We start from the raw sequence: 23,344 nt of genomic DNA, 5'->3' as shown, positions 1-23,344 counted from the left end.
GCGTAAAGGGAAAGGGGCATATCTGCAAGATGGGGATGGGCCAGGTCAGAAAGGTGCTGTACATGGCGGCAATATCCGCCATCAGGAGCAACACCGCCTGCAGTGAGCTTTATGGGAGGTTGATGGAAAAAGGAAAGCCATACAAGGTCGCAATCATAGCAGTGGTGAACAAACTGATCAAACAGGCATTCGCCATCGCAAAATCTGGAAAGGGCTACATCGCAAAAGCGGCCTAATCAGAATATTATTTGGAGAAAATTTAATTTATTATTTGGATATATACACAGTTCATTGCGAGGAACGAAGCAATCTTCCCGCATGTCATGCTGAGCGAAGTCGAAGCATCTACATTTGGTACCCGTACAGATCCTTCGACTACGCTCAGGATGCCACAGTTCAAAGATTGTTTCGTCGTACCTCCTCGCAATGACGAACAAGGCCTCCTCGCAATGACGCGTCCGTACCTCCTCGCAATAAGCCAGCCCGGCCTGACCGGCCGACTTAAAAATTTATCACTCCAAATACTGCCCTTGCCTAATCAGCAAGCTTCTATACTTATTAAAAACCGAAGACTTCGATACAAAGCCCAAATATTGATTATCCTTATTAACTACCGGCAATATCCACACATCATCCTTATTCATCTTCCCCATTACCCTTTCCATATTCTCCGATTCATCAATAATATCCGCTGGTTTCTGTGCCAAAACCGCGAAGGTCTTATCCTTCCCTTCCGCCTCATCCAACAAAATGGAAAACAACCGTTCACTATAAATTATCCCCAACAACTTCCCCTTATCATCCACAATCGGAAAAATATTCCTCTTCGAATGTATGATATCCGATTTCCGTTGTACCGGCGTTTCTTCCGGCCTCAACACCACAAAATTAGTCTCCAGGATATACCGCAGTTTCATCATACTGATCACCGTCCGATCCTTATCCTCATAAGATATCAAATCCCCCGACTCCGCCAACACCTTCGTATAGATCGAATGCTTCATCGCTGCCCTATTGATAAAATAGGAAATCGAAGCCACCAACATCAAAGGTACCATCAAGGTATATCCCCCTGTAATTTCTGCAATCAAAAATATCCCCGTCAGAGGCGCATGCATAACACCCGCCAAAGCTCCTGCCATCCCTGCCATCACAAAGTTCGGCACATTCAACTGCACAATTCCCGTTTGGTTCACCCCAAATGCGAAAGCAAAACCCAATAATCCGCCCATCACCAAACTCGGTCCAAACACACCACCATTTCCTCCCCCATTGATCGTAAATAACGCTGCAAAGGATTTTGCAAACAGCGTCAATACCGTATAACACAATACCACCCACCAGATATCCTTAAATTCTGCAAAGAGCGAATTCTTGACAATGGAATCAAAACGACCATCCAAGATCTGCTGAATACTGATATATCCCTCCCCATATAAGGCCGGAAACATAAAGATCATCAAGCCCAAACTGATCCCCGAAATCCAAACCTTATTATACGGATTCTTGATCCTCCCAAACCAATTCTTGACCATCTGACTGGTTTTCGAAAAGTAGATCGTAAAAAGTCCGATCAACACGGCCAAAATCAGGTAAAAGAAAATTGACTCTACCTCCCAACCTGTAGTCGTCGTATGAAACAACGGCTCACTGTATAAGATCCTCGAAACAACCGCAGCCAACGCCGATGAGATTAAAAGCGGGATAAATACAGGAATGGAAAATTCAGATAATAGAATCTCAATGGCAAAGATCATCCCTGCTACAGGAGAATTAAAAGCGCCCGAAATCCCTGCTGCAGCACCACATGCTAGCAACATGGTAACCTCTTTATAGCTCAATCCGAAGAAACGACCGATATTGGATCCAATTGCTGATCCGCTATAGGCAATCGGCGCCTCCAAACCGGAAGAACCCCCAAAACCAACAGTAACCGCACTGGTAATAATTTGGGAATAGATATTATGAATGGAGATTCGGCTGGACTTTCGTGAAATGGAATAGATAATCGGTGTGATACCATGCTCCAGCTTTTTATCCTTTATAAATTTCCGAACATAAAGAACCGAAAGGAAAATACCGATCAATGGAAAGATCAAGTATAATCCATACTTATAGTGCCATTCAATATCGTCCTGAAGGGTCGATGCAATAAAATGGGTAAGTCCTTTTAACAATGCCGCTGCCAATCCCCCAACAATACCCACCAAAAAAGCCAATACAATAATAAAATTCCGATTGGAAATTTTTTGCATTCGCCATTTATTGATGTATTCCAGTTTTCTCAGCAGCTTTTCTCGCATGTTATCAGCATTTAACTGCAAATATAGAAACTATGTATCGGAAAGCCTTATAAATCCCTATTGGAATTATCGAAATGGAAACTGAATGGAAACTTTAAATCGATGTCCATCCTCTTTTACCTCAAAACGATGCGAATCAGGAAAATTATAGGCGAGCACTGATTTAATATATTGATGTCCAATACGAAAACTTCCGCCCTCTTGAAATGGAATTTTCCCATTTTTCAGATTTTCTACCTCCAATACAATCTCCCCATTTTTCTGTTCCACCCAGAATTGAACGGGATGCTGTTGTTCTGATAATCGGCATACTTCATGATATTCTCGTATAGCGTTAATAACATATTCTTAGGAATCTTTACCTCCATTACGGCAGGATCAGCATGGAAATCCACAAAACATTCCTGATTGAATCTTAATGTATTCAAGGCATGTAAATTATGGATGTATTTCCATTCATCAGCTAAACGGACAAAATGATCAGTGCCAGTGGTCCGGATGCCATAATTCCATACCTCATCTAATAATTGAAAAGATTGATGAATAGATTGGTCCTCTTCCTTTTCCGATTCTTTAATCAAATATTGGAGAGTTTTTGGGAAAAAACTATGGGAAACCTGTAATCGCATCGACCTCATCTTTTCCTCTAGGATATTATTCTCCAATTGTTGCTGAAGCAATTGGTCTTCCAGCATGCTCTTCTCTGTTTTCCGGTTCATTCGGTAATACCAAAAAAAGCTGGCAATAAATGCGATTTGGAGGTACCTTTGGGATCCGAAAAATAAAAAGCTCCAATAGTTATCGAAAGTTAATACCGTTTCAAAATTAAAGGTTTGAAGAAACCATACGGTAACCAATCTTAGCAGGCAAAAAAGGAAGAAAAAACTTAGAAAATAGAGGATTACCCAACCTATTTTGGGGTTTTTGTGATTTTGCGGAAATAGGTAGAATACCCCTAAGTACAACATCGAATAATCGACTATTAGGGACAATGCATAATCCATCCTAAACCCGGTTAACCCCATTGAAATCTTAGCTATATAGAGTTCTAAGAGGCCATAAACGAGCCAAAACAATACATGAAATAGGATGTACTTTCTTTCCATTCCCTAACCAATCGTAAACTTTTTTAAGTGGACCAGGAAATCATTCTTGAACGCATTTCCAATAGGAATTTCTACATCATCATCGATCAGCTTTATCCGATTCCCAGATAAGGATTCGAAAAAATCGAGGTTAATGATAAATGATTTATGAACTTGAATAAATTTGGAAGCAGGAAGATTTTTCAACAATTCCTTCATCGTCAGTAAGGTGATCAATTTATCTTTCTTGGTCTGCATGCTTACATAGTTTTTCAGACCTTCTATAAATTTGATCTCCGAAAAAGTTAATTTGACCAATTTATCCCGGTCCGTTTTCACATAGAAAAAGTCCTCTTCTACCGGTTGTTTTTCGTGGGGAATTTTCTCCAAGGCCTTCAAAAAACGATCAAATGCAATCGGCTTTAACAGATAGTCTATTACCCCTAATTCATAAGACTCAATGGCATAAGTGGAAAATGCTGTAGTAAGAATGACATGTTTGATCGGATAGGCTTTCATAAAATCGATCCCTGAAATGCTACGCATGTTTATATCCAAAAAAACAACATCAATCTTTTCTGTTTTCAACAACATGACAGCTTCCAATGGATCATGGAAAGTCCCTAACACGTTTATATAGGATATTTTTTTACAATATGCCTCTATGACATCGATAGCATGTTGTTCATCATCAATAATTATACAATTCATTTGATCATATTGGTATAGTTAAGAGTAAGCTCCTTTTCCCCACTTACCTGACATACTATTTCCACATGTTCCTTATCCAGATCATTGATTTGAAAAGAGAACAAAAAGCTTGGTATGCTTGGATGATAGGGATGAAGGACTTCCTCCAGCATGGATATAAGTAGATAGGGAGGAATGATTACCTCTTTAATTTCACTGTTGTTTTCTATGCTTAACTGTAAATCATTTCCTGTTTGTAAACGATAAATAGCCAATACTTTTTCAAGTTGATGAATTTCCTCGCTCAAAGTAACAAGTTGTTTGGTACCACCTGTTTTAAGCATATAACGTAGGGAATCAGAAACAGATAAAATGGTCTGACTAATATTCGGATTGTCCGATGCAATCGTTCTGGAGAACATAAAGTTCAGGGTATTGAACAGAAAATGTGGATTTATTTGTGCCTGCAGACTATTTATTTCCGCTTGAAGCATCAAGGTCCTTAATTGTTGAAGTTCCAATTTCTTCAAATCTCTTTTATATCGGTTATGTCGGTAAGTGGTAAAATACCATAATCCTGCAGCATATAAAACATATACAATAAACCTATAAAGATGAATGATAACGAAATTAAAGGAAATCTCTGGGCGAACCGCCACATTAGCCATCTTATTGGAAAAATAAGTGGTAACCCCATATTTCCAGGCGAGAAAGAGCAGGAAAATCATCATTCCCCGAATAACCATATTCCCGATAGATTTTTCCTTCAAATAACTTGGAAAAACGAAGCCAATAAAAAGATAGGCAAATAAGGTATTGCTCCATAAATTGATCACATGTTGGCTGGTAATCGTTACGCCAGCAAGAGCGACATTCCCAATTTCCAGCCCCCAAATTAAGAACCATAAACCGAGGTGTAAACCAATTTTACCCAATTTATTCGTCATCCCATTTCCTACGTTCATCAGTCAAATAGTCCCATTGGTGTATTAATTTATAATATGAAATCTTTTCTGTTAAAATTTGAGATCAATACGATTGCGTTCGGTTATAAACGCCTTGCAAGATAATTAAACTCTAACATTAATTGAAAATTAAAACCATATGAATTATCCGAAATCAAAACTATTGATAATAATTGTTCTGGCTTTGTTACTAGGCTTATCGTCAGTAGCAAATGCGCAAAACCTGAGAAAAGGAAAACTTATAAACAAATCAAACGAAGTCATTCCCTACGTCACGATACAGTTGGTAGATTCTGCCCAGAAAATAATAGATTATGCTATAAGTGATGAGCGGGGCGAATTTCAGATTCAACTGGAACGACCTAACGCGAAACAATTACAGATTACGGCGGTTGGGTATGAAAAGCTCATACAGGAAATCGCTACATTGGAGAGTAGCAATCCGTTAGTTCTCATGTTGAATGCTGCTTCCCAAACGAGCATACAAACAATCACCGTTACTGGCCGAAAACCTACCGTTGAGGCTAAGTTGGGTAAGACAATTTTTAATGTGGAAAATACGCCATTGGTGCAGACAAGTTCCGCTATTGACCTATTGGGCAAAGCTCCTGGAGTTTTTGTAGATATGCAACAGGAAAGTGTGAAACTTCAAGGAAAAAAAGTCCTTTTCTTGGTAGATGGCAAAAGAACCTATCTCGAGGGCAACCAAGTTTATCAATACCTCAACAATTTTCAGGGAGGAACCATCGAAAAAATAGAACTTATCCATTCTCCTTCTGCAAAATATGAAGCGGCTGCCGTAATCAATATTATCACCAAAAAAGATAAGAGCCACGGTTGGAATACCGTACTTTCCACCACTGCAGGCTATGGACAACAACCCGATGTAAAAGGCAGTGGGACTTTTAATTATAGAAACCAAAAAATAGCCTTCTCTACTTCCTTGGGCGCCAATTTTGATAAATCTCCTGTTCAGGGAACTACGGAACAACGTGCAGATAATTATTCCCTATTCCAAGAATTTCATTCCCTTTCCAAAAACAATTCTTCCTACGGAAAATTTTCATTAGACTATTTCCTGAACAAGAAAAACACATTTGGATTGGTATATAGTAAAAATACGGGCAATAAACTTTCGGATCAGCTTAGTGAGAGCCAGCGAAATGAACTAGCAAACGGGCTAAAGATTTTCAATGATCATAATACAGGAGATGTTCATCATAATCGAGATTTATTAAGTTTCAATTATACCAATACCTTTTCAGAAAGCAGCAAGTTGATGTTTAATTCAGACTATGCCTGGAGCAACAATTTGGGAGACAATAGATACCAGACAAGCCTAAACCAACAGGTCTATAGAGATCGTATAAATAACCTTGACCTGGATAACAAAGTCCTTTCCATGACCTTGGATTATGAAGATCTTTTGTGGAAAAAATACGCATTGGAGGTCGGCGCTAAATTAACAGATATTCAAACCGATAATTTCAATCGATTTGAAACCTTAACCGATAGCCAAAACCAAATCCCAACGCTCCAAGAAGACAGGTTTCAATATTCTGAAAATGTAGCTGCCGCATACCTGGACTTAAGTACGGCATTCTCAGAAAAGTTCTCTGCTCAATTGGGGTTGAGGGCTGAACATACCCAAACAACAGGAAAATCCATCAGCACCAATCTGATTCATAAACAATCTTATTTTGATCTATTACCAAAAGTCAATCTAAACTATGCGCTAAATAAAAACCATAATCTCTCCTTGGGTTATTCCAGGAGCATTGATCGACCTAGTTTTAGAACCCTCAACCCCTTTCGGTACTATAGTGATATTTACAGTGCATCCGAAGGAAATCCTTATTTAAAACCTTCCTACACACAATCTATCGCGCTACAGCATTTTTTTAAAAGCAAATACATGTTCACCTTGGCTTATATGGAAAATAGAGGTGACCACAATGTATACTACGATCGAGATGAGGATGTGATTGTCAGTAAATATGAGAATTATGGGTTAACATCTGCGTGGATGGCCTCCGCTTATATCCCTGTTGCCTTTACAAAATGGTGGAATAGTACTTTACAGGTCCAAGTTGCTCAATTGAATATCAGGAAGGATGATTTCCAAAAAAGTGGTCCAGCCTTCTCGTTCAACAGTTCTTCTTCTTTTAAGCTTCCGAAAAAATACATGGCAGAATTGAGTCATCAATTCTCCTATACCTCCACCATGGGTATCTATGAGGTCGCGCCAATCTATTCTTTCAACGTATCATTTTCCAAGAGCTTTCTGAATAACCAGTTAGCTGCAAAAATTCAAGGGGTAGATTTGTTCAGTCTTTATAGATGGCATGCTAAGACTATCCAAAACGGGATATTCTATGAAAACAAAAATCGCGGTCGTGGAGCGATGTACTTCCTCAGCCTAACCTATAAATTGGGGAAAACGACTGTGAAAGGTTCAACTGCAAAAAGCAAAGCGATTGAAAATGATCAGGACCGCATGAACTAGCTAAAATGAAGGAGCCTGCAAAGGGAAAAAAATCGTATTTTTGGGATGAATTAAAATCTTATACTATGTTTAAAATCCTAAAAGTCGGTGTTCTATCGGCCATTTTAGCTGCTGGTGTTTTTAATTACTCAGCCATTCCTGATGAAGGGATGTTCCCCTTGAGCGAATTGAGCAAGGCTGGCCTTAAAAAAGCCGGTTTAAAAATCAGCGAAAAAGACATTTATAATCCTGGAAGTATCGGCTTGGTTGACGCCTTGGTGCAGGTTAGCGGTTGTTCCGGTTCCTTTGTATCAGCAAACGGGTTGATCATCACCAACCACCACTGTGCTTTCAGCGCGGTGCAATTGGCTTCCAGCCCTGAACACAATTACCTGGAGAATGGTTTTGTCGCCAACTCCCATGAGCAGGAAATTGAGGCTAAAGGATTGACCATCCGGATCACCGACTCTTACGAGGATGTATCCAAAGAAATCCTGGATGCGGTTTCCAATATTACCGACCCGGTACAGCGAATCGATATCATCAACAAGAAACGGGTGGAACTTGCCAAACAAGCAGAAAGTAAGGATCCTAGCATCAAAGCTGAAGTATCGGAAATGTTCATCGGAAAAAGCTATGTGCTGTTCCGTTATAAGACCATTGAGGATGTTCGCTTAGTGTATATTCCACGTCAGGATATTGGAGAGTTTGGTGGGGAAACCGATAACTGGGTTTGGCCTAGACATACCGGAGATTTCTCTTTCTTACGTGCTTACGTAGGCAAGGATGGAAAATCAGCTAAATATTCGAAAGACAATGTGCCTTATCAACCTAAAAAACACTTGAAAATCAATCCTAAAGGGGTGTCAGAAAACGATTTTGTTTTCATTTTGGGTTATCCAGGACGTACTTTCCGTCATCGTCCTTCCCAATACTTGGAATACCAACAGCAATTTCTATTGCCATATACCTCTAACTTGTATGATTTCCAGAACCAACAGATGATGTTGGCCGGAAAGGATGATAAAGCCACTGAATTGGAATTGGCAACACGCATTAAAAGAAATGCCAATACCATGAAAAATTACCGTGGTAAATTGAAAGGCTTAAGGAATATCGACTTGGTGAATACCAAGAAAAAGGAAGATGCCGAACTAACGGAATTCATCAATAAGAATGCGGAACTGAAAGCGCAATATGGAACGTTGATGCAGGATATTGACAAGCATTACCAATTGGTTTTCCAAGATGCGGAAAAAGAGATGTGGTACAACCAGATCTATGGAGGTATCCGTTTATTGCAAGCGGCGAGAATGGCTAATTCCTTTAAGGAGGCCTTGATGCAACAAGGAACGGCTAATAATCGTCAGGAGATGTTTGCAAAGAATGTAGAAAACTTCAAGAAGCAAATGGATCCTTTTTATGAGGCCTATAACCTGAATGTGGATAAATCCATCGCTTCTTATATGTTTGCTCAGGCTACGCAATTAAAGGATGGAAATGCTTTGCCATTTGTGGCTAACCATAGGTTTGAATCAGCTGATGCGGCAAGTGGGTTTATCAATAAGGCGCTTGATGAGACGGCATTGAAAAATAAGGAGCAGTTTTATAGCCAGGTGTTGAAAGATGCCAAAACCTTCTTAGCATATTCTGATGAATTGATGAAGTTCCAAGAGGAATTGAACAAGGAGATGAAACCATTTGCGGAGGAACAAAAACGTCGCGAAGGAAATTTGAATAAGTTGATGGCGGATTATGTGGCGGTAAAAGAGAAGTTCCAATCCAAGAATTTTATTCCGGATGCAAATTCGACATTGCGTTTGACGTTTGGGAATATTAAGGGGTATAGTCCTGTTGATGCGACTTATATGGAACCATTTACGACTGTCCGTGGATTGATCGAAAAAGGTAATTCTGGTGATCCGGAGTTTAGGTATCCAGCTGCTATTAAGGAGAATTGGTTGAGCAAGAATTTTGGAAATTATTTCAAAAAGGAGATCAATGATGTTCCGGTGAATATTCTTTATAATATGGATACCACTGGTGGAAACTCTGGCTCGCCTATTATGAATGCGTATGGAGAATTGATCGGGGTGAATTTTGATAGAGCTTATGATGCGACAATCAATGACTTTGCCTGGAATGAAGCTTATAGTAGATCTATTGGGGTTGATATCAGGTATGTGTTGTGGATCGCGGATAAAGTGGATAACGCGCAGTTTATTATTAAGGAATTAGGGGTTAGGAATTAATTTTTAACATTGCGAAACTCTACGTCATTGCGAGGAACGAAGCAATCCATCGTCATTGCGAGGAACGAAGCAATCTTTACACTAATCGAAAGATTGCTTCGTCGTACCTCCTCGCAATGACGTAAAAAAAAGCCGATGCATGCATCGGCTTTTTCAGTTAAAAATATATAATTTGGATTTGGATTCTAACTTATTTTATTTGGATTCTAACTTTTTTAAATTCTACCTTAAGGCTTCGCCTTCGAAATCTTTTCTGAGTACGGCAAATACATCGGCAAAGCAGCCGAGCCATACCAAGGATAAATACTATACCCCAATAAACCTGCCTTCACAGCCGGATCAGTATCCACCACAGCTTTTGCCTCTTCTATATCCTTCAGATTCTGAAGGATAAATATCCCCCTAAACTGGTCCGTATTTTTTCCAAAAGGACCAGCAACAACCAATTTACCATCCTTCACCAACTTTCCCATATTATCCATATGGCCTCGGAATCCCGTATTAATAAATTCCTTGTCAGTAGTCTTATTCTCTCCGGTCTTCAGAACCACCAAAAAGTAATTCTTCATCCCATAATCATCAGCACCTAATGATTTCGCCAAGTTTTCATCATAACTCTCCCCCATCGAAGCATTATTCGCACCATGCTCAACAATTTCCTTCCCAAGCTTAGCATTCTTCACCTTTCCCATCTTATAGGAAAACTGTTTTTCACCACCCGATACCGTCACCTTCATACTATCCGAACCCAACTTCTGATAACTGATCACCTTTGGAAAAGAATGCTTCGCATTCACAAAAGTATATGTATCACCTACCAGGCTCCCTTCAAAGGAAATCCCTTTGCCTTGATTCTGATTAAGCACGGTCGCTTTATAAATCAAACCTTTCCCTTCAACAGATAGATCCAGGTACTCACTCACCAACATCTCTCCCCCATCCAATACCTGATAACTAAAACCCTTCAGATTACCATCCTGATTCCGATCCCAATGTTCAAAGAGCGGCTTGCCTTCCTGTTTCCAGGTTCCTAAAAGGAAAGTGGGCATTTGCGCCTGTATAGATCCTCCTAAAAGGATCAAAAAAAAGATTAAGCTCAGCTGTTTCATAAAAATTAGATTAACATACAAACCTAATTAAAATCAGCCAAGCTTAATCCTAAAAATTCCTAATTATGCAAAAGTAGGTTCTGCGGTAGAATATTCATGAATGAACCATTCCACCATTTTCACCATCTTATCACTTCCGATGATCAACGGCACCCGTTGGTGCAATTCTTCCGGCATGATATCCAGAATAGGCATCAATCCGGTCGATGCACGACCACCTGCCTGTTCAGCAATAAATGCCAAAGGATTACATTCATACATCAACCTTAACTTGCCGTTAGGATAAGCCATGGTATCTGGATACAGGTAAATCCCGCCCTGAATCATGTTTCTATGGAAATCCGCCACTAAAGAACCGATATACCTGGAGGTATAAGGTCTTTGGGTTTCCTTATCCATATCCTTACAGTATTGCAAGTATTGTTTGATTGCCGTAGAGAACTGGTTATAATTACTTTCGTTCACCGAATAGGTCCTACCCGTAGATGGGATAAGCAGATTCGGATGTGAAAGACAAAATTCACCGATCGAAGGATCCAAGGTAAATCCATTCACCCCTTTACCTGTTGTATACACCAGCATGGTCGAAGAACCATAGATGATATATCCCGCGGCCACCTGCTGCCTTCCAGTCTGCTCGAAGTCTGCCATGGTCAAAGGACCTTCCGGACTCACCCTTTTGAAAATCGAAAAGATCGTACCGATGGAAACATTGGCATCAATATTTGATGAACCATCCAGGGGATCAAAATAAACCATATATTTCCCTACCGGATAAAATGTCTGATGGGTCAGATCTATACCTTCTTCGTGTTCTTCAGAAGCTAAATAGCAACAATCACCCACTTTTTCCAGGGCATCCATGAAATGTTGATCGGCAAAGACATCCAGTTTCTGCTGTTCTTCACCTTGCACATTCTGTTTACCCTGTTTTCCAAGGATATCCGCCAAACCAGCCTTGTTAACCTCACGGTTAACCATTTTTGCTGCTAAGGATATCGCCTGCAAAAGATGGGTAAATTCACCTTTTGCTGTTGGAAACTTGGATTGTTGTTTACTGATGAATTGTTCTAAGGTTTGTATTCCCATGTTCTTTGTCTTTTACCCCTATTTCACTGCTTCCACTGGATCATATTGGGCATAATTTTCATCGAACATGCCTTTTAATTTATTGGCCATTTCATCATAACCTTCCGGATTAGCCCACATCTTTTTCGGATTCAACAGGTTTTCCGGAATTCCAGGACATTCCCTTGGCATCTGTAGACCAAATACCGGATGTTCTTCATAACCTGCATCACAAAGATGGCTTTCTATCGCTGAACGGATCAATTGACGGGTATAAGCCAATTGTATACGTCTGCCGACACCGTAAGGACCAGCAACCCAACCGGTATTCACCAACCATACTTGGATAGTTGGATCTTCTTCCAATTTCTGCTTCAACATCTCTGCATACTGCATCGGGTGCAACGGCAGGAATGCCGCACCAAAACAAGCAGAGAATGTAGCTGTAGGTGTCTGAACCCCCATCTCAGTTCCCGCAACTTTCGCGGTATAACCATTGATGAAGTAGAACATCGCCTGCTCCGTCGTCAATTTAGAGATCGGAGGCAATACACCAAATGCATCCGCACTTAGAAAGAAGATGTTTTTAGGTGCTGCACCGAATCCTGTAGGATTCACATTATCCAAGAATTCGATTGGATAAGAAGCACGCATATTTTCGGTGATACTGCGATCGTTATAATCGGCATCGCGCGTACCAGGTTTAAAATTCACATTCTCCAATAAAGCGCCAAAACGGATCGCTTTATAGATCTGAGGCTCATGTTGGTAAGTTAGTCCAATCGTTTTGGCATAACATCCACCTTCAAAGTTGAACACTTCCGATTTTGTCCATCCATGCTCATCATCACCGATCAACAAACGACCCTCATCAGAGGATAAGGTAGTTTTTCCGGTTCCTGATAAACCAAAGAACAACGCTGTGTCTTTATCTTTACCCACGTTGGCCGCACAGTGCATGGTCAATACATTGTGTTTTAAAGGCAGGTAATAATTTAGTGCACTAAATATACTTTTCTTGATCTCTCCTGTATAGGCTGTACCGATGATCAGGATGATCTGTCTGGAAAGGTCTAAGATCACGCAGTGGGAAGTAGGTAATCCCAAAGCTTCATAATCTTCTACCTGCAATTTTGAGGCTACCAGAACGGTCCAATCAATCTGTCTCTGCTCATTCACATCTACATTGATAAACATATTGTTCACAAAGATGTCCTGACAAGGCTTCTCGGTCACTGTCAATACTTGTTGAGCATAAGCCTTATGGTTACATGCCTGTACAGAACGGACATATAAAGGAATATCCGATAGGTACAAAGTAACCCTTTGATACAACAGGTCGAATAATTCTGTGGTAACAGGCTTATTTACCTTACCCCAATTTACGGTTTCGGCAGTTAAACTGTCCTTAACCAAAAAACGAGACTCTGGTGATCGTCCCGTAAATTTCCCTGTCTCAAAGCTTAATGCTCCACTATCAGTAAGAGAAGCTTCCTGTTTTCGAATGGCGTGTTCGACCAATTCCGCAACCGGTAATTGAAAATAAACCGGACCAACGGGCCGAATTCCCATTGCTTCCAGTTGTGTACTGATTAAGTTTGTCATATATAGGCATTATTTTGCGAACAAAGCTAGGGATATTTTTAGCTTTAAAAAAAGCAAATTTAGCATATTGTAAGAAATACACATATTTAACTAACTGTATTACAGCGCATTATTTTTCATAATTTAAGTAACATAAATTTAGCAACATTTGGAGAAAATAATTATCAAAAACAGGCACCTGCGTTTAAATGCAATAGAGGCACTTTTTACCGATTATGGGTCTTATTAAAGGATTTATGGTACTTTTTCTGATTTTCATTTCGCTCAATTTGTAGCTAAATTGCCAATGCTAAAAATTTTTGACAAAATAACCTAACATATTGACAAAATATGTTTATATCATGCGATTTTTTCTCAATATATGCAGCGCAAACTTTGCGTAGTTTTTCCCCCTCAATTTGTCTAATACATGTCAGAACATCTATCTCGTGGGTCTGATTATCAAAAAATTGTCATTATGTAACTTGGATACTTTTTTATTTCCGAAATAAGTATGTTATTTGCATAACTTTTTGAACAAATATGGTCAAAAGTCAAAAAGTAAATATTATGAAAACTTACTTTACGCAGTTCGGCTTACTCATCGGCATGCTCCTCTCCTTCCAGCTGGGATGGTCACAGGAAATGTTACTTATCAAGGGAAAGGTTTCCAATGCAGATACCTATACCGCCATTCCTTATGCATCGATCACAGTAGTAGGTGGACCCAAAAACCTGGGCACCACGACCAATGAAAAGGGCGAGTACACCTTAAAGGTGCCAGCCAACTATACCTCCATTAAAATTTCCTATGTGGGTTTCAATACCGAAGAATACCCCCTGAGCAAAGAGGCCGAACAACAGATCCGGGTGATGTTATTTCCTTCCAATAGTATTGAGGAAGTGGTGGTTACTGCTCCCAAAAGGGTTAAATATTCCAACAAGAACAATCCTGCCGTAGAATTGATACGCAAAGTGGTGGAACACCGTGATCAGAACAGATTGACCGGACAGAAATTAGCTGAATTTGACCAGTATGAAAAGATCAGTCTTGGTTTGAGCAATCTGGACAATAAATTCAAGGATAAAAAGATCTTCAAGAACTACCAGTTCTTATTTCAGGAAGATGATTCGTTGGATAACAATTACGTATTACCGGCCTATATGGAGGAAAAATTTTCTAAGGTATATTATCGTAAAGATCCAAATGCAAAAAAACAATATGTATTGGCAGAACGTAAGGCAGAATTCGACCCTAAATTTGTGGACAATGATGGCTTGAGCAAATACTTCAATCGGCTTTATGATGAAGTGGAGATCTATGACAATAACATCTCGATTTTGACCAATCAGTTTTTGAGCCCTATTGCCAACTCTGCTCCTACATTCTATCGTTTTTATATTACAGACACCATTAAAACGGTATCGCCGATGTTGGTAGAATTGAGTTTCTATCCAAGAAATAAGGCCGATCTGCTGTTCAAGGGAAAACTATATGTAACCTTGGACGGGAATTATGCCGTGCAAAGTGCGCAGATGACCATCAATAAGGATGCAAATGTGAACTTTGTCAGAGACCTGCATATCGAATTGGGATTCAAGAAAAATGCAGACAATAAATTTTACCTGACTAAATCCAGTTTGGGTATTGATTTCGCCCTGACCGAAAAAGGGAAAGGGATTAAAGGGAAACGGGTAGTGCTGATCGATAAGTATGAGAATGGCATCGAAAGGCCAGACAGCATCTATGCGGTTCCGGACGTGTATATTGCCAAACAAGAAGCGGTAGTGGAACAGGAAAAAGAAGAAAGCTATTGGGCTACCTTACGTCCGGAACCGCTGCAGAATTCGGAAAGCATCATCTATCAGAACATTGATAGCTTACAACGTATGCCTTCTTTCCGCACCTTTATGGATGTGGCAGCCTTGGTATTTTCCGGCTATAAACAGGCTGGCCCGGTAGAAATCGGCCCTGTCAATACCTTCTATTCCTATAACCCGGTGGAAGGTTTCCGATTAAGGGTTGGGGGTAGAACTACGGAACAACTGAGCAAACGCTTTTTCATGGAAGGATATGGTGCATACGGATTTGAGGATAAGAAATGGAAATATTTCCTGAGTGGAACCTATTCGCTGAACAATAAATCGGTTTACACCTTCCCACAACATTATATCCGGGTATCGGCATCATATGATACCAAAATCCCTGGTCAGAACCTGGAATTCATCCAGGAGGATAATGTATTGCTATCCTTCAAACGTGGCGAGAACCAGAGCTATTTATACAATGAAGTCTATCGGGTAGATTATAAAGCAGAATTTAGCAATAACTTTTCGGTTACGGCTGGATTGGGTACCTGGAACCAGAATCCTGCTGGGGTATTGGCTTATCGGATGCCGCAGGCTGATGGGACTTTCCAACGCATCAACTCCTTGAAAAGCACAGAATTCAATGTGGGATTACGTTATGCCCCTAAAGAAGAATATTACCAAGGAAAATTATACCGCACCCCTTTGTTCAATAAGTATCCTATTTTTAACCTGAACTATACCGCAGGAATAAAGGATCTTTTTGGAGGGGAATACAACTACCATACGATCAACGCAGGCGTGTTCAAACGGTTCTACCTGTCGCAATTAGGTTATGCGGATGTGAATGTGGATGGTTCATACACCTTTGGCGACAACCTGCCGTTCCCGGTATTGAACATACATCGGGCAAACCAGACTTATGCCTATCAATTGAACTCCTATAACCTGATGAACTTTATGGAATTTATTTCCGATCATCATGCTTCCTGGAATGTACAATATTATATGAACGGCTTTATCTTCAACAAGCTACCATTGATCAAGAAATTGAAGATCCGTGAGGTATTCAGTTTCAAAGGGGTCTATGGTGGATTGCGAGATAGCAATAACCCAAGCCTGAACAACACTATCTATGCTTGGCAAACGAACAGCAAAGGCGAGCAATCTTCCTTTACGTTTAACGACAAACCTTATATGGAAGTCTCAGCTGGGGTTTCCAACATCTTCAAGATCTTGCGCGTAGACGTGGTCAAAAGACTGAACTACCTGGATAATCCGGAAGCTCCGGAATGGGGAATCCGTGCAAGGATCAAATTTGATTTTTAATTTCATTTTATTAGTTTTTCATAGTTGATACCATTTTAAGGAGGTTTTCGCAAGAAATCCTCCTTTTTTTTGGAGGATTCTCGATTTTGAACATATAAAGTGAAATAATTTCTTGGAATAGAAATTCCTATGCTTTACATTTGTGCCGTTATTGATATGAAGATCACTCGCACATACCATCACTGTTTCCATCATCGCCATTGTGGCGATAGATAATAGTATGGCTTCTACGTGGAGCGAGTAATTCCCCTGGATCTTTATTGGTATTAATAATTTACACACAACAAAAACCATCATTGTGAAAAATCTTAAAATTGCTATCCAAAAATCGGGTAGATTAAATGAAAAATCCGTTCAACTCCTAAAAAACTGTGGACTTGACTTCGAAAATTATAAAAGTTCCCTGATCACTACCGTCTCTAATTTCAACCTGGAAATCCTTTTCTTGAGGGATGACGATATTCCTGGATATGTGGAACAGGGCATTGCCGACCTCGGTATTGTAGGCGAAAATGTGATCGATGAAACCCAGGCAAAGGTGCAGTACCTGCAACGATTGGGTTTTGGCCGATGCAGTTTGAAGCTCGCGATTGCCAAAGATTCCAGCATCGAAAGATTAGAAGACCTGAACGGCAAATCCATTGCTACCTCCTACCCCAATATCCTAAGAAACTTCCTGAACGAATATAAGATCAATGCCGACATCCAAGAGATCTCCGGATCGGTTGAAATTGCTCCTGGATTAGGCTTGAGCGATGCGATCTGTGATATTGTATCGACCGGTGGGACCTTGAAGAGCAATGGGCTGAAACCCTTTGCGGATGTTCGCAGCTCGGAAGCGATCTTGATCGGTCGTGAAGGATTGGAGGAAAACCCGATCATCTGTGAATTGTTACAACGGGTACAGTCGGTATTACGCGCGAAGGAGACGAAGTATGTGGTATTGAATGTGGAGAAGAAAAATCTGGAGCAGATCACGGCGCTTTTGCCAGGTGTTAAGAGCCCTACGGTGGTTCCTTTGGCCGAAGAAGGTTGGGTAGCGGTACACACTGTTATTTCGGAGGATGATTTTTGGGATAAAATCAATAAATTGAAGGCCTTAGGCGCACAAGGGATTGTGGTGATGCCAATCGAAAAAATTATCATGTAATATGATTTAATAAAACAGCTAGGATGATAAAGACCTATTTTTATAAAGATATAGAAGCTGAGCAGCTTCAAAAGCTTATCGACCGCAACACGGATCCAAACCATGCGATCCAGGATACAGTTCTGCAGATCATCGAGGAAGTGAAAACAAGTGGTGATGAGGCTTTGAAATCCTATGCGAAGCAGTTCGATAAGGTGGACTTGGAGAAATTGTACTTGGATGCTTCGGATATCGAGGAACTGGCGATGACCATTTCCCGCGATCAGATGCGTGCCTTGGAGATTGCTTTCCAGAATATCCATAAGTTCCACCAATCGCAAATGAAACGGGAGCGTGTGGTGGAGACCATGCCTGGAGTGAAATGTTGGCGTGAGGTAAGGCCAATTGAGAAGGTTGGTCTTTATATCCCTGGAGGCTCTGCGGTTTTACCGAGCACCTTATTGATGTTGGGTATTCCAGCAAGGATTGCTGGCTGTAAGGAGATCGTGGTCTGTTCACCTCCGCAGAACAACGGAAAGATCAATGGCTTTGTGGCCTATTGCCTGAAGTTGTTGCGTATTGACCGGATTTATCTGGTTGGTGGTGCGCAAGCGGTAGCTGCGATGGCTTATGGGACGGAAAGTATCCCGAAGGTGAATAAGATTTTCGGACCTGGGAATCAGTTTGTGACGAAGGCGAAGAGCATGATTCAGGGCATGACGGATGTGAGTATTGATATGCCGGCAGGACCATCTGAGGTATTGGTGATTGCGGATGAATTGGCAAACCCGGCTTTTGTGGCGGCTGATCTGTTGGCGCAGGCGGAACATGGCAGTGATAGCCAATCGATTTTGGTGTGTTTGTCGGAGGAATTTGCGAAAGCGGTGGAGAAGGAAGTGGATGTGCAATTGCAGGTGCTGCCTAGGCGAGCAATGGCAGAAGAGGCCATGAACAATTCGTATATTATTGTAGCGGAGAATTTGGAGGAAGCGATGAAGTTTTCGAACTTGTATGCGCCTGAGCATTTGATCTTGGAAACGGAGGAATGGAAACCTTTGGTCAATAAGGTGCTGAATGCGGGATCTGTATTTTTGGGTAATCTGACGCCGGAAAGTGCGGGAGATTATGCTTCCGGAACGAATCATACCCTACCGACATCGGGTTATGCAAGGTCTTATTCGGGGGTTTCGGTGGATAGTTTTGTGAAGAAGATTACTTTTCAGCATATTTCGGAGGAAGGGTTGCAGCATATTGGATCTACAGTGGAGATCTTGGCGGAGTTGGAAGGTTTGCAGGCGCATAAGAATGCAGTGAGTATACGGATGAAGTAGGTTGGATTTTTTTGATTTGTAAAGGTTTTAGACCGGATATAAAAATGGCCAGGTGTTTTAAAAGACCTGGCCATTTTTTATTTTTTGGTAAGGGGGTTTTTATTTTTTGGTAAGGGAATTTTTATTATTTGCTAAACTGTTTTTTATTATTTGCTAAACTATTTTATATTTTTTGGCAAGGTATATTTTATCTTTTACAAGAGATATTTTATTTTTTGGCAAGCGGTTTTTTATTTTTTGGTAAGCGATTTTGTTTGAAATCCTGGCCTTCAAATTACCTATTGGGTACGGGGTGCAAGTGAGGTGTAAGTGACATGTAAGTGAGGTGTAAGTGCCTTTACATACTTACACCATACTTGCATGTTGCTTACAAATTACATACACCTCGAATCCTATCTGGCATCGAGGTGTATGCTTTATTAATTCTATTATTTTTGTTTAGAATTGTTATTTCTTTTTAGCAGATTTCTTACTGCCTTTTCCGACAATCTTTTGGTAGATGTCTGCAAAAGCTTCTTTCAGTTTTTTCATGGTCTTGCCATCTTGCTTAGATTTTTTAGACACTTTTTTAACTTCCGATTTTTTAACTTTTGCCTTTTTATTTGATGCTTTTTTCGAGTCTAGTTTTTTGGCGTCTGATTTGTTCGGTTCTACTTTTTTAGAATCTTTGACCTTAGCATCTTGCTTTTTCGAATCTTGCTTTTTGGAATCGTCTTTCTTTGCCTTTCCGGTTTTATCGTCTTTGCCTTTCTTATCCTTTTTCTTACCTAACTCCATTTCTTTGTAGAGTCTATCTACTTTCTTCGCGTTTTTCTTAGATTTATCTTCCTTGCTTGGTTTTTCCTGTACCGATTTGTTGTTTGGCACTTCTTCTTTGTAAGATGCTTCTTTTTCGATCTTGGTCGACTCTGTAGGAGTTGGTTTTACAGGTTGTTTGGAAGTTGATGTTGAAGGAGATGTTGAAGCTGGTTTAGCGGCTGGTTTTGAAGCGGCTGGCTTAGCTGATGCAGCCTTTGAAGCGGCTGGTTTAGCTGTTGTTGGCTTAGCTGTTGTTGATTTTGTTGTGGTTGTTTTTGTTGTGGTTGTTTTTGCAGCAGTTGGTTTTGTTGTGGTTGTTTTTGCAGCAGCTGGTTTTGTTGCAGCTGGTTTTGCAGCTGTTGAACTGGAAGCCGCAGGCTTTCTGGCTGAAGTCCTTGTTGAAGCAGCTGTTTTGGTAGCTGTTCCTGCAGGTGCAGTAGGTCTTGTTGGTTTTATTCCTCCCTCATCAGACTTGCGTGCTCTTTGGTTTTCTGCTTCTCCGTCACCACCATGCTCTTCTACAGGAGCTGGAACTGGAGTTGTTGTGTTGCTACTTGAATTAGCAGGTTTTGCAGGAGATGTTTTTGCAGTTGCAGGCTTTCTTGTGCCTGGCTGATTTGCTGTTGTTTTCGCAGCAGGCTTAGCCGTTGCTTTGGCAGCTGGTTTTGCAGCTGTCGTTTTTTCGTTATTTTCCGCTGAAGTTGGTTTTGTTTCAGTTGTTGGATTATTTGGTTCTGCCATTTTTCGGATTATTAATGTAGTAAATTGTTTTCTAAAATTTTTAATTAAAAAGGCTTTTGATGCTAGCTATGTAGCTGAGGCCTAGCTTAAAACTATTAATATAACGATTTTGTTTTCAAAAACGGGTATAATTAAACTATTTATAATTTTTCCAATCAAAGATTATGCGTAAATTTGTAGTCCTACATAACATGGGGTCGACCGGAATTGACAGGATAGCGATGGTTATGTAAGCATGCAGTGCATTGTTAGTCTAGCACTTAAATCTGAACTTTCAACTTTATAACTGGCGAAGAAAACTACGCCTTAGCTGCTTAAGTTAGACTTAACATAGCTATTTGTCCCGTTAGATCCTGTTCTTTGGTCTAACAACAGGGGCATCGAACGATAGAACTGGTCATTGGGACGCTGCTAAACAGTGACGAGATACAGCAGATACGGAGAACGGTATAGGTAAGCGACTCACCTTCCCTCTCCCGACAATTAAAGAGAAGCTAAGCATGTAGAAAGCGTAAATCATACTATGTTTGGACGAGGGTTCGAATCCCTCCGGCTCCACAAGAGTATTAACTAAAGAGGTAATTATCCATTAATTACCTCTTTTTTATTTTACATGGTCACGAATTTGGTCACGATTAAATTTTATGGAGTTTCTTTTACCAAGGAATAATTGATTCGAATAGATGTCCAAAAATTTCCTCAGGAAATAAGTTTCATGCTATAAACCAATTTGTTCCAGTTTCTGTTTAAAAATTTCAAGAAACCCAACTTTGAATTCTTCAGTTAAAAAGCTTTTAGCAATAAAATCATGTACCTTATCTGTTTGCGTTGAAAAGTCTTTATAAATGTTATCACGAACCAATTCCGATAAGCCTAAGCTTAAAGCAAATTGATCAAAATCCGTTTTCTTAATTTTACGCTTTCTTCCACCTAATGTCAAAGCTAAATCATCCTTATCTGCTGGATAGATAAGATTTACATTTAACAAATCATAAGCTGGACTTAATAATATACCTTTCTCTGTATGCATCAAAGAAAAATTCTTTAAATGCATATCGTTATTTCCTGTCAGAAAACTGAATAACACCAATCTAAAATATTTTATCGCATCCAATCCTGAGTTAGTAGCAAATTGCTTTATAACTTTTCCTACCCGTTCATATGAGCCATTGTATTTTTGTTCTGTCAGTAATTCTGAAAGTTGACATAAGTCTTCTACGTGAATTTTCTTCTGTTTTTGACGATCAAAACGCTTTGTTAAATAAGCAAATTCTCCAGAAGTGGTCTTGATTAGTGTATGCTCTGCGGTTTCAATTTTAAATAATTTAGCTAAATGCATAGTCAGATCCTCTACCTCAGGCATAAAAGGAAAATCTGTCGACTGTGGTTTCAATATATAATCCCCCCAAAGACCAACAACGGTTAATCTTTTATTTCCTTTTTCTCCATGTAAACTAAGGGAAATTTTTGGCTGAACTCCAGTTAAAGCCAGCCTTTCACTGACCGCAATTTGAGCAAGTTTATTCAATTTCTCTTTATCTAAATCGAGAACAGGAAAATTAGTAGTTCCAAAAAACCTTTTAGAACAATTAGGATGATAATCACCTTCTTCTACGGGATTATAGCAGTACAAACAATTAGCCATTTTGCTCCCCCTCCATCGGATATACAGATACTGCACCAATAGTATCTCTACATAAATTAATGAGTAACTCGAATCGGTCCCTTGGATTCAATTTCCAATATTTTTCTCCTATTTCTAATAGCCATCCTTCAGGAATGAGACCGTCAAAGAAAGGAAATAAAACTTTACTTTGATAAATTTGTGGGGACAATGGCATTGTCAAACTAATCGATTTCGGATCAGATGAATTCAAGTATTCTTCATCATAATAGAACGTAAATCCACCATCTGCTTCAGCCAAATATCCTGCTAATTTATCTTGATAATATATTTTAGCTCGACGTGCCATCAGTCTCTACTTTTTTCAATTACCCCAACTTCTTTCCCAAACAAGGATAACACATCATTCACTTTATCTAAACGAAGCGTCTTTTTACCTTGCTCTAAATCTCGTACGAAACGTAATCCTACCCCTGCATTTAATGCCAAATCCTCCTGCGTTAACTTGAGTTCCTTTCGCTTTTGTTTTACAAATTGCCTTAGTGAATTCATAATTATACCTTTTCTGATATAAAAATAGGTAAATAATAATTGATTATACTATTTCGGGTATAAAATATTAGCATAATCCATAGCTATCCCCATTATTTAATAGCCAATCCTTAGATTTAAAAAACAGGAATCGACAAAGTATTTCGCATTAGTAATTTAGAAGGTTTAAACGATGCCTATAAAAAAAACATCAGTACTGTCCTAAATAAATTTTTTGGCATAAAAAATCCTTCTCCATTTGTGTTCAATTGAAGAATTTGGTTAATTACTGGAAAGGTATCCTATGTGTGTTACTAAAAGAGCACATATTGTCCTTTTTTATCGGGAGGTTTTCCTGAAATGAACGGATCATCCGCCCATTTCCACAGATCAATTTTCACGAATATGTTCAGCCTGATAAAGTTGACCAGATTCGAGAGGTTCCAGTCGTACTTTGCTTTCTTCTGAATGTACTTAAAGAGCAGGATCCCGATAAGTGCAGTCCATATTT

At 39.8% G+C, this 23,344-nt stretch carries 16 protein-coding genes, 1 other RNA gene and 2 pseudogenes; 7 read left to right on the top strand and 12 right to left on the bottom strand.

Annotated elements, in window-relative coordinates:
- Positions 1–236 (top strand): annotated as a pseudogene (locus CRJ00_RS13635) (IS110 family transposase); the annotation flags it as partial.
- Positions 237–512: 276 nt separating this feature from the next.
- Here CRJ00_RS13635 and CRJ00_RS13630 read toward each other — a convergent pair.
- The 4 genes from CRJ00_RS13630 to CRJ00_RS13610 all read right to left on the bottom strand — a co-directional run bounded on the left by CRJ00_RS13630 (position 513) and on the right by CRJ00_RS13610 (position 5,043).
- Positions 513–2,303 (bottom strand): chloride channel protein, encoded by a 1,791-nt coding sequence (locus CRJ00_RS13630; RefSeq protein ID WP_099367321.1) that lies wholly within the window; start codon positions 2,301–2,303, stop codon positions 513–515.
- 233 nt (positions 2,304–2,536) lie between these two features.
- Positions 2,537–3,022 carry a hypothetical protein gene (locus CRJ00_RS18645; RefSeq protein ID WP_144038160.1) on the bottom strand — a complete coding sequence of 162 codons (486 nt, stop codon included), beginning with the start codon at positions 3,020–3,022 and terminating at the stop codon, positions 2,537–2,539.
- A gap of 390 nt (positions 3,023–3,412) precedes the next feature.
- Positions 3,413–4,099: a LytR/AlgR family response regulator transcription factor gene (locus CRJ00_RS13615; protein WP_099367318.1), complete on the bottom strand. Its 687-nt coding sequence runs from the start codon at positions 4,097–4,099 to the stop codon at positions 3,413–3,415.
- Positions 4,096–5,043 (bottom strand): sensor histidine kinase, encoded by a 948-nt coding sequence (locus CRJ00_RS13610; protein ID WP_099367317.1) that lies wholly within the window; start codon positions 5,041–5,043, stop codon positions 4,096–4,098. The genes CRJ00_RS13615 and CRJ00_RS13610 overlap by 4 nt, the downstream gene beginning before the upstream one ends.
- Positions 5,044–5,182: 139 nt before the next feature.
- Here CRJ00_RS13610 and CRJ00_RS13605 point away from each other — a divergent pair, with 139 nt between their 5' ends.
- Positions 5,183–7,549, top strand: coding sequence for a TonB-dependent receptor domain-containing protein (locus CRJ00_RS13605; RefSeq protein WP_099367316.1), 2,367 nt, complete (start codon positions 5,183–5,185; stop codon positions 7,547–7,549).
- A 65-nt stretch (positions 7,550–7,614) separates the two neighbouring features.
- A complete protein-coding gene (locus tag CRJ00_RS13600; protein ID WP_099367324.1) occupies positions 7,615–9,780 on the top strand; it encodes a S46 family peptidase in 2,166 nt (721 codons plus the stop codon).
- Positions 9,781–10,007: 227 nt separating this feature from the next.
- Here CRJ00_RS13600 and CRJ00_RS19020 read toward each other — a convergent pair whose 3' ends face one another.
- The 3 genes from CRJ00_RS19020 to pckA all read right to left on the bottom strand — a co-directional run bounded on the left by CRJ00_RS19020 (position 10,008) and on the right by pckA (position 13,562).
- The gene (locus CRJ00_RS19020) at positions 10,008–10,889 is read right to left on the bottom strand and encodes a DUF6265 family protein (protein WP_218962221.1); all 882 of its coding nucleotides are present in this window, start codon (positions 10,887–10,889) and stop codon (positions 10,008–10,010) included.
- Positions 10,890–10,952: 63 nt separating this feature from the next.
- A complete protein-coding gene (gene fbp, locus CRJ00_RS13590; RefSeq protein ID WP_099367315.1) occupies positions 10,953–11,978 on the bottom strand; it encodes a class 1 fructose-bisphosphatase in 1,026 nt (341 codons plus the stop codon).
- Between the two features lie 18 nt (positions 11,979–11,996).
- Positions 11,997–13,562, bottom strand: coding sequence for a phosphoenolpyruvate carboxykinase (ATP) (pckA, locus tag CRJ00_RS13585; protein WP_099367314.1), 1,566 nt, complete (start codon positions 13,560–13,562; stop codon positions 11,997–11,999).
- Positions 13,563–14,111: 549 nt separating this feature from the next.
- Between pckA and CRJ00_RS13580 the strand changes: the two genes are divergently transcribed.
- The 3 genes from CRJ00_RS13580 (at position 14,112) to hisD (ending at position 19,139) form a co-directional block, all read left to right on the top strand.
- Positions 14,112–16,679, top strand: coding sequence for a DUF5686 and carboxypeptidase-like regulatory domain-containing protein (locus CRJ00_RS13580; RefSeq protein WP_099367322.1), 2,568 nt, complete (start codon positions 14,112–14,114; stop codon positions 16,677–16,679).
- Positions 16,680–16,977: 298 nt separating this feature from the next.
- Positions 16,978–17,829, top strand: a complete 852-nt coding sequence (hisG, locus tag CRJ00_RS13570) for an ATP phosphoribosyltransferase (RefSeq protein ID WP_099367312.1) — start codon at positions 16,978–16,980, stop codon at positions 17,827–17,829.
- Between the two features lie 23 nt (positions 17,830–17,852).
- Positions 17,853–19,139 (top strand): histidinol dehydrogenase, encoded by a 1,287-nt coding sequence (gene hisD / locus CRJ00_RS13565; RefSeq protein WP_099367311.1) that lies wholly within the window; start codon positions 17,853–17,855, stop codon positions 19,137–19,139.
- A 447-nt stretch (positions 19,140–19,586) separates the two neighbouring features.
- Here the strand turns inward: hisD and CRJ00_RS13560 are convergent, their stop codons facing one another.
- Positions 19,587–20,678, bottom strand: a complete 1,092-nt coding sequence (locus CRJ00_RS13560) for a hypothetical protein (RefSeq protein ID WP_099367310.1) — start codon at positions 20,676–20,678, stop codon at positions 19,587–19,589.
- Positions 20,679–20,871: 193 nt separating this feature from the next.
- Between CRJ00_RS13560 and ssrA the strand changes: the two genes are divergently transcribed.
- Positions 20,872–21,239: a transfer-messenger RNA gene (ssrA, locus tag CRJ00_RS13555) on the top strand.
- Between the two features lie 157 nt (positions 21,240–21,396).
- On the opposite strand, the gene CRJ00_RS13550 is transcribed toward ssrA, so the two are convergent.
- The 4 genes and pseudogenes from CRJ00_RS13550 to CRJ00_RS18830 all read right to left on the bottom strand — a co-directional run.
- Entirely contained in the window at positions 21,397–22,323 is a 927-nt protein-coding gene (locus CRJ00_RS13550) for a HipA domain-containing protein (RefSeq protein ID WP_099367309.1), read from the bottom strand.
- Positions 22,316–22,651 (bottom strand): HipA N-terminal domain-containing protein, encoded by a 336-nt coding sequence (locus CRJ00_RS13545; protein WP_099367308.1) that lies wholly within the window; start codon positions 22,649–22,651, stop codon positions 22,316–22,318. Before CRJ00_RS13545 ends, CRJ00_RS13550 begins: the two co-directional genes overlap by 8 nt.
- Positions 22,651–22,854 carry a helix-turn-helix transcriptional regulator gene (locus tag CRJ00_RS13540; protein WP_099367307.1) on the bottom strand — a complete coding sequence of 68 codons (204 nt, stop codon included), beginning with the start codon at positions 22,852–22,854 and terminating at the stop codon, positions 22,651–22,653. Before CRJ00_RS13540 ends, CRJ00_RS13545 begins: the two co-directional genes overlap by 1 nt.
- A gap of 293 nt (positions 22,855–23,147) precedes the next feature.
- Positions 23,148–23,344: pseudogene (locus tag CRJ00_RS18830) on the bottom strand (IS4 family transposase); the annotation flags it as partial.

The sequence above is a fragment of the Sphingobacterium sp. 1.A.4 genome (assembly GCF_002734245.1).
Taxonomy (GTDB): Bacteria; Bacteroidota; Bacteroidia; order Sphingobacteriales; family Sphingobacteriaceae; genus Sphingobacterium; species Sphingobacterium tenebrionis.
Note: the sequence above shows the minus strand (reverse complement) of the source record. Positions and strands in the feature narration are given on the sequence as shown.